Origin of the sequence: Streptomyces sp. FIT100 (assembly GCF_024584805.1) — a bacterium.
Taxonomy (GTDB): Bacteria; Actinomycetota; Actinomycetes; order Streptomycetales; family Streptomycetaceae; genus Streptomyces.
In genome coordinates this window covers 925,872-939,238 of sequence record NZ_CP075715.1, presented here as the reverse complement: position 1 = coordinate 939,238, position 13,367 = coordinate 925,872, and the positions used below count along the sequence as shown (strand labels likewise).

Here is a 13,367-nt window from a genome sequence, read left to right as displayed (position 1 = left end):
GCATGGGCCGATCGGATCGTTCCGCCTCCGATGGGGCGGCCGGGCTGGTGGCGCACCGGGATACCGGTACGAGCCGTCAGCGGCGGACCGGGTCGAACTGGAGATAGTCGAGGTTCCAGTTCTGCTGGGCGTCCGCCGGGAGACTCACCCGGAGGGTGTGCCGCCCCGCGGTGAGGTACCGGTTCACGCCGCTCGGCTGGAGCACCTGCTTGTTGTGGCTGGTGGTGTTGAGCACGGCGATGCGGTCGCTGTCGCGACCACCGTCGAAGGAAATCGTGTAGGTGCCGGCGGGGGAGTACGGGGAGGAAACCCGGGCGGAGACCGCGTAGTTCCCACCGCGCGGAACCGTCACCTCATAGGTGAGCCATTCGCCCCCGCGCATCCAGGAGACCCGGACGTTGCCGTCGGCGTCGCTGATGTCGACGCCCTCACCGGGACGCGCACGCAGCCCGCCGAGGTTGGCGGTGTCGTTGTCGTGGTAGCCGACGCCCTCGCCCGGCAGGAAGTCCTCGGCCTGCACCCGCAGGCTGCCGTGCGGGACCGGGTCGCCCGCTCCCGTGCGCAGCCAGGACTCCAGCTTCTCCACGTCGTCGGTCTGGAAGATGGTGGTGTTGAAGCCGCGTGCCAGACCTTCCCAGCCGCGCAGCGGGTCGATCAGCGACGCCTCGTCGGTCATCCGGTCCGCCAGGCCGTTCCACATGGTGTTGCTCCACACCCGGCTGTGCCGGGCGAGGGAGTCGAGGAACGGCTTGCGGGCCACGGCGTCCGCGATGCTGCCGAAGTTGACCTCGTACGCGATCGGCTGGTCGTCGCCGAAGCCGGCCACGTGCGCCAGATTGTCGTCGCCGATCATGTGCATGTAGACGGCACCCTCATGGGCCGCGAGGAAGGCGTTGACCTCGGCGACCGGCGCGGCGCTCTTGTAGATGCCGTTGCGGACGGTGCCGGTCTCGGCCAGCACGTCCCAGATCTCCTCGCGGAACGGCCAGCCCTTGTCGAGGTTGACCAGCCCACGATCCTTGACGACTCTCATGGCCTCCGCGAGCGTCGGTATCCGCTCATCGGTGATCGCGGCCTGAGCGCCGCCCAGGCCCTCCTTGAGCCGCAGTTCCTCGATCTGCGCGAGCGTCAGGTCGGCAACGCGGCCAGTGCCGTTGGTGGTGCGGTCCACCGTGGTGTCGTGCATCAGGACGGGTACGCCGTCCTTGGTGAGCTGGATGTCGATCTCGGCGATCTCGGCACCCTGCCGGAAGGCGGCCAGAATCGCGGGCAGCGAGTTCTCGGGCGCGTCCCGCCACTGACCGCGGTGGGCGGCGGTGAGGATCTTGGCGTGAGGACCGTGATCGAGCAGGTCGTGGTAGGCGCGCTCGGCCGGCGTGCGCCCTCCCTGGCCGCGTCCGCCGAAGACGTACGACCCATCGGTCCCGCCCGGGGCGGGGTGGCCGCCCTCGTCGGCGACGAGCCCGATCCCGGTCGAGGGGTTGCCGTCGGACAGGCCGGCTCCGACCACCGCGCCCGTCAGAGCAAGAGTCAGAGCGGTCGCTGCGAGGACGCTCCGACGAAGAATCGATTCAGTTGATTCAGTCATGGCGCGAAATGTAGGAGGACGACATAGAGCACCAGGACGTGTGAGTGACCGGGGATCATCCAACGCCTGAACAATCACGGGAGCACCACAGCGTTTCCGCGCCTCGGCACGCCCACACCGTGCGAGGTTCCGCGCTGCAGTCGTCTTCCCCGAACCACTCCGGGAGCGTGCCCCGTCGGCGCCGTCGGGATCTTCCGACGGCACTGCGGGCAAGGACCGTCGTGAGCCCCGTCGGCTTCTGCGAAAGGGTGGCGAGGGCCGGTACCAACCGAATTCCGTGCCCGGTGGAGTCGGTGGCCACGGCCGCCGCCGGGTTGCTCCGGCACGCTTGGAAGCGGACCGGAGCGCGCCCGTCACCGCGTCATGGGCATTCGGCGTCAGTCGGTGATGACCTGCAGGAACGGTCGGTGCTCGGCGTTCTGCCTGCTGTGGACCTGTACGGCGAGTCCCTTCGTGGCCTGGGCGAGGGCGACGGTGGCGATGCCGTCGCCGTGATGTGCCGCGGTGACCAGGGCGGTGACGTCGAGCGGGATCCAGTCCTTGTTCTCGCAGAGTGGCGCTGTGGACTGGAGTGCGCCGAGGGCCGGCTGGTTGTTCCAGGTGAGGCCGGGTTCGGTCCAGGAGTCCGCGCCGGTGGTGGCGTAGGCGCCGAGGGTGCCCTGGGTGCCGGTGGAGTCCGCCGTTTCGCCGTGGAGCCACAGGACGGCGCGGCGGGGGGCTGCGGGGAGCGACGCGAGGTCGAACTTGAGGTAGGCGCGGCGGTTGTAGCCGGTGGCATCCGTCTTGATGTCCAGCAGGGTGCCGGCGCCGTAGTTGGTCGTCGCGTACGAGCCGTCGCGGGTGTGGGCGTCCGAGGTGGGAGAGAGGGTGACGGTCTGTCCGGCGGTGACGGAGGGGCCGGTGCCGAGGGTGATCCTGCGTGGTCCGCCTTCCGAACCGCCCGTTTCCACCAGCAGTTTCACCGGGGAAAGGCCCAGGATGCTGACTTCCTCGTCGCCCGAGGCGGTGGTGTAGCCGGTGCGGTTCAGCGTGACGGTGATGGTGGTGGCTGCCCGCGTGGGGTCGGCGACGCTGACGCTGAGAGTGCCGCCGCTCTCGCGCATCAGGACGGAGCAGGGGGCGGAGACGGTGATGGGGCCCGCGGTGCCGGCGGCGAGGAAGTTGGCGGCGGTGACGCCGGTGGCGGTGTCGGTGATGGCCTGGACGTTCGCCGTGTTGGCCAGGACGGTGAAGGTCGGGTTCTGTGCGCGCTGCGCGGTCGTGGTGGTGTCGGCACCGGGGAGCAGCTGGTAGGCGTACGTTCCGGCGGTCGGGTCGGTGCCGTGGTCGTACCACATGGTCAGATAGACCCGGGTGAGTGCGGTGGTGGAGCTTCCGACGTGGATGTCGCGCCAAGCGCCGGTGCGTGCTTCGCGCTTGGCGCGCACGGTGGCCCCACCGGGGAAGACATAGCCGCCCATACCGTCGATGTGGGCCCATCTGATGCCGGTGAGGGTCTCCTCGTATCCCGTGGTCGTGGGCTTCACTGTGCCGTCCACGGTGAACTTGTGCGGGCCGGTGGCGCCCAGGTTGCGGTTGTCGACGGTGGTGTCCACGCCCGTGCCGTCGCTCGCGCGGATGTCGGCGCCCAGGCAGACCACCGAATCGTCCAGGCAGAACCACGACTTGCGTCCCTGCAGCGTGGACTCCAGGCCCTGGACGTGCTGACCGAGAGCGGCGTAGGTGCCGTCGGTGACGCCGCCGGCCCACACCGCGGTGGGGCGGGTCTGTCCCCAGGGGCCGCCGGCCGCGTCCGCGAGTGCCTTCCTGGAGTTCGTGGCGCCGGGAAGCCGGTAGGGGTCGACGGTGGGCCAGAAGGCGTCGTCGTACTGGCCGTTTCCGGACGTGGAGCGCCACCAGTAGGTCATGCCGTTGCTGGTGTGCCAGCCCCGCAGGTTCTCGCCGTTGCCGCTCTCGTAGAAGGTGGTGCGCGCCGAGCACATGCTGACGGTGAAGGCCCAGTCGGGGCGGCGGTGTACGGCCCGGTCCATCGAGCCGAACACGCGGTGCTCGACCGGTTCGGGTGTGCCGGTGACCGTCTGGTCGGTGAGGAGCTTGTGCACCAGCGCCATGTAGCTCAGTGGGAGCGCCTTGTCCTGCTGGTAGGGGGACCAGTAGGCACGGTCGGTCCAGCCCTTGGCCATGCGCCGCCATGCGGTGGCCTCGGTGGCCGACGCACCTTCGGCGAGGCGGAGGATGTGTGCGGTCAGTACATGGCCGCTCGTGTGCTCGTCGTACTGCACGCCGGACGTGTCGCCCGCCATCAGTCCGCGGGAGTTGCCCCGGCCGCACACGCCGTACATCAACAGGCCGTTGTAGACGAACGGTGCGTAGGAGCGCTGTACGGCGTCGAGGATGTTCTGCCGTGCCGGATCCGTGACGGCCCAGCCGGACCCGGCGAGCAGGGAGAAGAGACGGGAGAGACCGCCCAACAGGACCGCCCCGTAGGAACCGGTGTAGGGCACCCAGCCGTGCTGGATGTACGAGCCGTCGGCGTAGAAGCCGTCGGAGGACCGGACGGTGGGGAACACCGCGGACAGGGCCGAGACGGCCGTACTGATGCGGGCACTGGTCTTGTTGAGGATTCCGCAGACGATGACCGCTTGGCAGATGTCGGTGCGGTTGGCGCCGATGTTGCCGAAGCCACTCGGCATGTTCTTGGCGGACACGTCCGGGATGAAATGGTCGATGGCGCTGCCGAACGCGGCGAACTGCGCGCTGGTCATCGAGGAGTGAACGAGGCAGGCGGCGTCACCCCAGGCTTGCGGGGCACCGATGACCCAGTCGTAGGAGTTGCCGAAGCCCTTGTTGGACTGGCCGGTGTTGTAGATCGAGTCCGTCAGCCACTGCAGACCTGCCGCCACGTCGGCAGCCACCCCCGCATTCCCGATGTAGACACCGCCGGGAGTGGCGTAGGCCACTGCGATGGTCTTCAGGCGCTTGGCGGTCGAGGTGATGTTCGCCGAGGGATGGCTGCTGCCGATCGGCAGGTCGGACCACAGGGCGGTGCGTCCGGTGGATCGGTCGAGTGAGTTGTAGTGGGCGGCGGCACTGTCGTTCAGTGCCTGCAGGCCGGGGGCGAAGACCGGGTCGGCCGGGTCGACGTCGCCTCCGGTGACGATGTCCGCCCAGCGGGTGCGCAGCGTGTCGTAGGCGTCGCCGGCCGCGGCGGCAGGCAGGTGCGGGAGGACGGCCGCCAGTGCGACGGACCCTCCGGTGACGGCGAGGAACCGGCGCCGGGAGAGTGCGGACGAGGTCAGCGAGGCATCCCGGGGTGTGGGCGCGGGGGAGTGCGAAGGGGGCACGTCAGACTCCGTCGTCTGGTGGCGTCCGCTACCGGACGGCACGGACCGCCCGTCTGTCGCCGGGGCGTCCCGCCGGCGCTGTTACGGGCCTGAAGGTCGAAGCCGTACCTCCCCGCCCCGTGCACGAGGCCGGGGGCGTGGCTGCGAGGGTAGGGCGGCGAGTACAGCGGCGGCAAGAGGTGGGTGCCGGCGGATCCTGGGCGCACTCAGCCGGTGCCGACGGTCGAGGCGCGGATGTGCAGCCGGGGCAGCAGGTGGATGTGGCGCAGGGTGCACCCCTTCGACCCGTGCAGTCGGCGAGTCAGCAACTCCACGCCGGTGTGGCCGAGTTCGCGGCGTGGCGGGGCGACGGCCGTGAGCGGAACGTCGGCGAGCCCCGCGAACTCGTCGTCGTAGGAGACCAGTGCCATGTCGTCAGGCACGGCGACACCCCGCGCGCGCAGGGTGTGCAACATGATCACCGCCTGCTCGTCGGGGTGCACGAGCAGTGCCGTGGCGCCCGACTCGAGAAGGGAGCTGACCAGGCTGTCCAGGTCGTCGCCCGGTTGTCCGGGCAGCGGCACTTCGGGGGGCAGCAGGACGTCCTCGTGGATCCCGAGCGTCGTGGCGGCGGCGCGGAATCCCTGCCGCAACCAGCCACTGGTCGGGCTGGTCCTGCTCACCAGACCGATCCGCCGGTGGCCGAGTCCGGCGAGGTGGCGCACTGCCTGTGTGGCCCCGTGCTCGTGATCACTGATCACATACTCGATGGGGCCCACATCTGCCGCCATGGTGTGCCGGCGCTCCACGACGACGACAGGGACGGGCAGTTCGGCGATCCAGCGCCAGGTCCCCTCGGCATCGTCCGTGGACGTGATGGGGGTGAGGAGCAGTCCTTCGATGCCCTGGTCGAGCAACTGACGGATCTGCGCCCGGTCCTCGGCCGCCTCGTACCGGGACACGCCGATGACCAGGCGCATGCCGTAGGCGTCGGCGGCCGCTCGGGCGCCTTCGATGACCTCGCGGTAGTAGTAGCTGATGGCGGGCACCACCATGCCGATGGTCCGCGAGTGACCGCGTCTTCCCGGCGGGGGGCCGACGGGGGCATGGGAGGCGTTCTGTGCCGTGTCGTTGAGCACGGCTCCGCCGTGCACGCGTGTGAGTAAGCCCCCGTCGGCGAGTTGGTTGATGTCCCGCCGGACCGTGATCGGCGTGACTCCGAGAGTCTCGGCCAGCTCGGTGACGCGCACCGAACCGTATCTGCGCAGAGTACGCAGGATGGCCTTGTGGCGTTGCGCGGCGTCCATGACACTCCTCCGAGTTCGCTTGATCAGTCTGCGGGATACCGATCAGATTCGATCGGGTGCGGCTCAGACTCTCCGCTCGAACCGCATGCGCAGTCAAGATCAAGGTGATGCTCTTCCTCCGGTCCTGGCAGGAAGGCCGTCAGGCTGTCGCGTCCGCATGCCCGCTGTCCGGTCCTGGGAATGTTCGTACCTGATCGATTGATCGAACAGTCTTGACCATGTGGTTGGCCCGGTCGCACGATCCTCCCGAGCCGTGACCCGTCCGACGAATCGGCGGGTGCGCGCCGCGGACGCGCGGCGCACCTCCCTCTACAAGCCGCATCCGGGCACCGGATGACCAGGAACCCCAGGAGCCGTCATGCCCCGCACCAACGAACCGTCCGGCGCCATCTCCCGGAGACAGGTCTTCCGCTTCGCCGGCGCGGCAGCCGTGGCGGTACCTGCCGCCGGACTGCTGAGCGGCTGCGCGGTGGGCGGCACGTCCGACGACGGTGCCAGGACGACCGCGAAGGGCGGCGCCGAGAAGACGCCGCAGAACCCCTTCGGCGTGGTGAACGGGGGCACCGTCGACATCGTGGTGTTCAAGGGCGGCTTCGGCGACGCCTACGCCACCGACGTCCACGAGAAGCTGCTCGCCGAGAAGTTCCCCGAGCTGCGGGTCAAGCACTCCGGTGTCCCGAAGGTCGCCGAGGTGCTCCAGCCCCGCTTCGTCGGCGGCAACCCGCCGGACGTCACCAGCCTCGGTGACCTCGACCTGGGCGCCCTGATCCAGGCGGGCCAGCTCGCGGACCTCACCGCGCTGTTCGACGCTCCCTCGGTCGACGACGCGTCGAAGAAGGTGCGTGACACCCTGGCCCAGGGCACCGTCGCGGCCGGCACCACCGACGGCAGGATCTACCAGCTCTACTACACGCAGGGCATCAGCGGAATCTGGTACAACAAGCAGCTCTTCGAGAAGAAGGGCTGGACCCCGCCGAAGACCTGGGCCGAGTTCACCGCCCTCGCGGCCAAGATCAAAGCGTCCGGGACGGACGTCTTCGGTGTCGGCGGCAAGAACGCCCCGGACTACGGCACCGCGGTCATCATGGTCTCCGCCGCCAAGCTGGGCGGCGAGGACGTGCTGCGAGACATCGACAACCTTCACGAAGGCGCCTGGAACCACCCGGCAGTTCTCAAGGCGTTCACTGCCTGGGCCGACTTCGCCGGGAAGTACGTGCACAAGCGCTACGCCGGCCTGATGCACACCGAGGCCCAGCTGCGGCAGGTCCAGGACCAGCTCGCCTTCTACCCCGCCGGGGACTTCATCGAGAACGAGATGAAGAAGGACACCCCGGCCGGCTTCACCTACGCCTTCATACCCGTCCCCTCCCTCACAGCCGCCGACGCGATGCCGGTCCAGACCGTCCGGGCCCAGCCCGGCGAGGCGTTCGTGGTGCCGGCCAAGGGAGCGAACACCGCCGCCGGCATGGAATACCTGCGCCAGATGCTCTCCAAGGCAGGCACGGCCGGATTCACCGAGCTCACCGGGGGCCTGACCTCGGTCACCAGCGCCGCCGAGGGCGTCCGGCTTCCCCCGGGCCGGCAAAGCTCCAGCGCCGCATTCGCCGCGGCCGGCACCCATCTCCTGAACTACAGGTTCATGGCCTGGTACCCGCCGATGGCCGACGAGATCAAGGCCGTCACCAGCGGGCTGCTCTTCGGTTCGGTCGAGCCCGCCGACGCCGTCGAGCGGATGCAGAAGAAGGCGGACGCGGTCCGGTCCGACTCGTCCATCAAGAAGTTCCAGCGCTGACCCGGTCGGACAGCGGAGCGGAGTAGACAGATCATGCGGCACGGCAAGTACGGCTTCGTGGTGGGCGGAATGCTCGCCCCTGTGGCCCTCTATCTGGTCTTCGTCATCGGTCCGTACCTCCAGGCCTTCCACATCGCGATGACCAGCTGGCGCGGAGTCTCGTCGGAGGCTCCCTGGGTGGGGTTCGACAACTTCGTCAAGGTGTTCCGGAGCGACATGTTCTGGAAGGCCCTGAAGAACCACGGCCTGCTCCTGCTCGTCGTGCCGCTGGTCACCATCGCGGTCGCCCTGCTCTTCGCCTTCCTGCTCAATGTCGCCGGCGGCAGCGACCGAGGACGGGCCAAGGGCGTGCGCGGCTCCGGCTTCTACCGCACCGTGTTCTTCTTCCCCCAGGTCCTGTCCGTCGTGGTGGTCGGCGTGATGTTCCAGTCCGTCTACCGCCCTGACGACACCGGCGTGGCCAACAGCGTCCTGGCCTGGTTCGGCGTCGAACCCGTCGGCTTCCTCACCGACCCCGGCCTCGCACTGTGGTCGATCATGGGGGCGATGATCTGGTCCGGCATCGGCTTCTATGTCGTGCTGTTCTCGGCCGGTATGGCCGCCATCCCCGCCGAGGTGTACGAGGCAGCCGCACTGGACGGCGCCGGCAGGGCCAGGACCTTCTTCAGCGTCACCCTGCCGCTGCTGAGCGACACCCTCCAGGTCGCCTGGGTCTATCTGGGCATCGCCGCTCTCGACTACTTCGCCCTGATCAAAGTCCTCTCCGTCGGCGACGGCGGGCCGGACGGTGCCACCACGGTGCTGGGCCTGCAGGTGTGGTCCAACGCCTTCAAGAACTACCAGTTCGGCTACGCGTCGGCGCTCGGAGTGGTCCTGTTCTTCATCGTCATGACATTCGCCGCCCTGACCCTGCGGGTCACCCGGCGGGAGAGGATCGAGTACTGACATGGCCCTCACCCGGAGCGAGACCGACAAGGTCACCTCTCCCGCCCCTCCCGCGCCCGCGTCCTCCCGGACGGCCGCACCCCGACCGGTCCGCCGTGAACTCGGGATCCTGAACCGACTGGCCCACATCGGACTGGCCTTGTGGGCTGCAGTGGTGATCGTGCCCCTGCTCTTCACGTTCGTCGCGGCCTTCAAGTCCAACACCGAGATCTTCGGATCTCCCTGGGCACTTCCCCACGAATGGCGCATCGACAACTGGGCCCGCGCCTGGAGCCAGGCCCACATCGGTCGCTACGTCCTCAACACCGTCGTCGTCGTATCCGGCGGCGTGGCCCTCACCATGCTGCTCGGCTCCCTCGCGGCGTACATCCTGGCCCGCTACACCTTCCCCGGGAACAGGTTCCTCTACTACCTGTTCGTCTCGGGCATGACCTTCCCCATGTTCCTGGCGCTCGTGCCGCTGTTCTTCGTCGTCGACAACCTCGGCCTGCTGGGTACCCACACCGGCCTGGTCCTCGTGTACGCCGCCTACGCCCTCCCGTTCACCGTGTTCTTCCTCGCGGCCTTCTTCAAGTCGCTGCCGAGCGAAGTGGCGGAAGCGGCTACCATCGACGGCGCCGGGCACTGGCGGATCTTCTTCACCATCATGATGCCGATGGCCAAGCCCGCCCTGGTGAGCATCACCATCTTCAACGTCATAGGCCAGGCCAACCAGTACGTGATCCCGCTGATCCTGCTGCCCGGCGACGTCCAGGACAAATGGGTGCTCACCCAGGGCGTCGCCAACATCTCCACGGCGGCAGGCTACGAGGCGGACTGGGGCGCGCTCTTCGCCGCGCTGAGTATCTCCATCATCCCCATGATCGCCGTCTACGCCGTCTTCCAGCGCCAGATCCAGTCCGGGCTGACCGCCGGCTCGCTCAAATAGCGTCCGCCGCCCTCCCCGACCGCCGCTGCTGCGACATGCCGCAGCCGACACCGCACAGCGCAAGGAGCACCTCCGTGGCCACTGGCGTGCCCGCCGTCCTGGCTCTCAACCCCGCGTTCTTCGACGGACTCTTCCCCCCTGCCGTCCTCGCCCGGCTGCGCCGCGCCCTGCGGCTCGACGGCCCGTGGGCCCGCCTGGACGAGGTGAGCCTTTCCGAGACAGAGATCCTGATCACCGGTTGGGACGGCCCTCGTATCGACGCGGCGGTACTGGACAGGGCACCCAAGCTGCGGGCGGTCATCCACTCGGCCGGCTCGGTCAAGCACCTCGTCGACCCGGTGGTCTTCGAACGCGGCCTCACGGTGTCATCCGCCGCCCTGGCCAACGCCCGTCCCGTCGCCGAGTACACCGCCGCCGTCCTCGTACTGGCCGCCAAACGCATCCTGCCCCCGGCGGCGATGGCCTCGATCGGCCAGGAGGAGACCGCCGCCCCCGAGGGGCTGGGGCTGCTCGGCTCCGTCGTCGGTGTCGTCGGTGCCTCCCGCATCGGTCGGCTCATGATCCCCAAGCTCACCGAGCTGGGTGCCCGGGTGCTGCTGGCCGACCCATACGCCGACCTCGCGACCGCCGGCTCGCTGGGTGCGGAGCTCACGGGACTGGACGCCCTGTGCGCCGCATCGCATCAGGTGACCCTCCACGCTCCCGCGCTCCCCGAGACCCGGCACCTGTTCGACGAACGACGCATCGGCCTGCTCCGCGACGGCGCCGTCCTCGTCAACACCGCCCGCGGCAGCCTCATCGACCACGAAGCACTGGCCGGCGAGTGCGCCACCGGCCGTATCTCCGCCGTGCTGGACGTCACCGACCCCGAACCCCTGCCGTCCGACCACCCGCTGCGCACCTCGCCGAACGTCCTGATCACCCCTCATGTGGCCGGGGCCTGTGGTCGAGAGCGCCGCCTTCTCGGCTCATTCGTCGCGGCCGAAGTGGAGCGTCTGCTGGCCGGACAGCCGCTTCTCGGCCAGATCCGGCTCGCGGACCTGGAGCGTTCCGCATGACAGCGCACCTGTTGTGGTACACGGCCCCCGCCACCGACTGGGAGCGCGAGGCGCTGCCCATCGGCAACGGTGCCATGGGAGCCATGGTCTTCGGCGGGGTCGAGCAGGAACGACTGCAGTTCAACGAGAAGACCCTGTGGTCAGGCGGTCCGGGCTCCCGCGAGGGCTACGCCCACGGCAACTGGGCCACCCCCCGGCCCGGTGCCCTGGCCACCGCACGGGCCGCGATCGACGCCGACGGCACACTCGCCGACGAGCGCGCCGTGGAACTGCTCGGCGGGCCCCGTCAGGGCTACGGTTCGTACCAGAGCTTCGGCGATGTACGAGTGGACTTCGCAGACCTCGGCGAGATCAGCGGCTACCGCCGCGAACTCGATCTGCGCGAGGCCATCGCACGCGTCCGCTTCACCGCGGGCACGGTGACACACACCCGCGAGTACTTCGCCAGCCACCCCGGGGGAGTCCTCGCCGGCCGCATCAGCACCGACCGTCCCGGACATGTCTCCTTCACCCTCTGTGTGGACACTGCCCATCCGGCCCGCCGTCTCCCCACCCCGAACGGCACCCTCGTGCTCGCGGGCGAACTGGCCGACAACGGGCTGCGTTTCGAAGCGCAACTCCGGCTCACCGCCGAGGGCGGCACGGTGTCCGAACAGGACGGTGCGATCACCGTCCAAGGCGCCGACGCCGCCTGGTTCGTACTGGCCGCCGGCACCGACTACGCACCCGCCCACCCGCACTACCGCGGCGCAGACCCCCACACCGTCGTCGCCAAGGCGGTGGACACGGCGGCCGGCCTGCCCTTCGCACAGCTGCGCCACGCCCATGTCGCCGACCACCGCGCCCTGTTCGACCGAGTGGACCTCGACCTCGGCACGACGCTCCCGGCCGATGTCCCCACCGACGAACTCCTCGCCGCCCATGTGCGCGGCGAGCACAACACCGCCCTGGAGAAACTGCTCTTCGACCACGGCCGCTACCTGTTGATCGCCTCCTCTCGGCCGGGCTCACTCCCCGCCAACCTGCAGGGCGTGTGGAACGACTCGATCGCCCCGCCCTGGGGTGCCGACTACCACACCAACATCAACCTGCAGATGAACTACTGGCCTGCCGAGGTCTGCGGCCTGGCCGAAACCGCGGAACCGCTCTTCGACTTCATCGACCTGCTGCGCCCGCCGGGCCGTTCCACCGCCCGCGCCGCGTTCGGCGCCGCAGGTTGGGTCGTGCACAACGAGACCACCCCCTACGCATACACAGGCGTGCACGATTGGCCCACCGCGTTCTGGTTCCCCGAGGCGGCAGCCTGGCTGGTGCGAGACCTCTACGAGCACTACCGCTTCACAGGCGACCTCGCCTTCCTCCGCGGCCGCGCCTACCCCGCCATGCGCGAAGCAGCCGAATTCTGGCTCGACACCCTCCACACGGACCCCACCGATGGCACCCTCGTCGCCTCACCCGGCTACTCCCCGGAACATGGCTCGTACACCGCCGGCCCCTCGATGTCCCAGCAGATCCTCTGGGACCTGCTCACCAGCACCGCCGAAGCCGCCGCCCTCACCGGCGATGACACCACCTTCGGCAACCGGCTCCACGAGACTCTCAACCGCCTCGACCCCGGACTGCGCATCGGCTCCTGGGGACAACTACAGGAGTGGAAGGCCGACATCGACGACCCGCACTCCCACCACCGCCACGCCTCCCATCTGTTCGCCCTCCACCCCGGCAGCCAGATCACCCCGGGAACCGCGTACGCCGAAGCGGCCCGAGTGAGCCTTGACGCCCGCGGAGACGGCGGCACCGGCTGGTCCAAAGCCTGGAAGATCAACTTCTGGGCGCGACTGAGGGACGGCGACCGGGCCCATCGCCTCCTCACCCAACAACTCACCCACAGCACCCTGCCGAACCTCTTCGACACCCATCCGCCGTTCCAGATCGACGGCAACTTCGGCGCCACCGCGGGCATCGCCGAAATGCTGCTCCACAGCCACCTCGCCGTGATCGACATCCTCCCGGCCCTCCCCGCCGCCTGGCCCGAAGGAGCGGTGACCGGCCTGCGGGCCCGCGGCGGTGCGGTCGTCGACATCCAGTGGAAGAGCGGCCGAGCCACAGAGCTCGCACTGACAGCCACGCGCACAGCGCCACTCACCGTCCGCAGCACTCTGTTCCCCGACAACCACCTCGTCGACGCGGAGACCGGACTGCCCGTCACCGTCACCGTCACTGGCTCGGGCGAGCTCCTCGGTTTCCACGCGGAAGCCGGGCGCCGCTACACGACCCACTCCGTGGATTGCCAGGGAGCGGACGCGTATAGCCTGGGGAAATGCTGACAGAGGTCACAGCGGACCGCTACGTCACACCCTTGTGTGAGGGCGGTTCGCTCCCGGGCATCGTCGAGGCCGACGATCTCGGTACGTACGTCATGAAGT

The 13,367-nt window shown here is 69.2% G+C and carries 8 protein-coding genes; 5 read left to right on the top strand and 3 right to left on the bottom strand.

Annotated features, from left to right (window positions below; all coding sequences use genetic code 11):
- Positions 1-76 precede the first annotated feature (76 nt).
- From KK483_RS03990 to KK483_RS03980, 3 genes are all read right to left on the bottom strand, one after another.
- Positions 77-1,588 (bottom strand): glycerophosphodiester phosphodiesterase family protein, encoded by a 1,512-nt coding sequence (locus tag KK483_RS03990; RefSeq protein WP_262003756.1) that lies wholly within the window; start codon positions 1,586-1,588, stop codon positions 77-79.
- A gap of 377 nt (positions 1,589-1,965) precedes the next feature.
- Complete coding sequence (locus KK483_RS03985) at positions 1,966-4,932, bottom strand: polysaccharide lyase family 8 super-sandwich domain-containing protein (protein ID WP_262003754.1); 2,967 nt, start codon at positions 4,930-4,932, stop codon at positions 1,966-1,968.
- A 206-nt stretch (positions 4,933-5,138) separates the two neighbouring features.
- A complete protein-coding gene (locus KK483_RS03980) occupies positions 5,139-6,218 on the bottom strand; it encodes a substrate-binding domain-containing protein (protein WP_262003752.1) in 1,080 nt (359 codons plus the stop codon).
- A gap of 358 nt (positions 6,219-6,576) precedes the next feature.
- Between KK483_RS03980 and ngcE the strand changes: the two genes are divergently transcribed.
- The 5 genes from ngcE to KK483_RS03955 all read left to right on the top strand — a co-directional run bounded on the left by ngcE (position 6,577) and on the right by KK483_RS03955 (position 13,268).
- On the top strand, positions 6,577-8,010 hold the full coding sequence (gene ngcE / locus KK483_RS03975; RefSeq protein ID WP_262003750.1) for an N-acetylglucosamine/diacetylchitobiose ABC transporter substrate-binding protein: 1,434 nt from the start codon (positions 6,577-6,579) through the stop codon (positions 8,008-8,010).
- A gap of 33 nt (positions 8,011-8,043) precedes the next feature.
- Positions 8,044-8,955 (top strand): carbohydrate ABC transporter permease, encoded by a 912-nt coding sequence (locus KK483_RS03970; RefSeq protein ID WP_262003748.1) that lies wholly within the window; start codon positions 8,044-8,046, stop codon positions 8,953-8,955.
- A 1-nt stretch (position 8,956) separates the two neighbouring features.
- Positions 8,957-9,883, top strand: coding sequence for a carbohydrate ABC transporter permease (locus tag KK483_RS03965; protein WP_262003746.1), 927 nt, complete (start codon positions 8,957-8,959; stop codon positions 9,881-9,883).
- A 74-nt stretch (positions 9,884-9,957) separates the two neighbouring features.
- Positions 9,958-10,941, top strand: a complete 984-nt coding sequence (locus tag KK483_RS03960; protein ID WP_262003744.1) for a hydroxyacid dehydrogenase — start codon at positions 9,958-9,960, stop codon at positions 10,939-10,941.
- Positions 10,938-13,268, top strand: a complete 2,331-nt coding sequence (locus KK483_RS03955) for a glycoside hydrolase family 95 protein (RefSeq protein ID WP_262003743.1) — start codon at positions 10,938-10,940, stop codon at positions 13,266-13,268. The genes KK483_RS03960 and KK483_RS03955 overlap by 4 nt, the downstream gene beginning before the upstream one ends.
- Positions 13,269-13,367 lie beyond the last annotated feature (99 nt).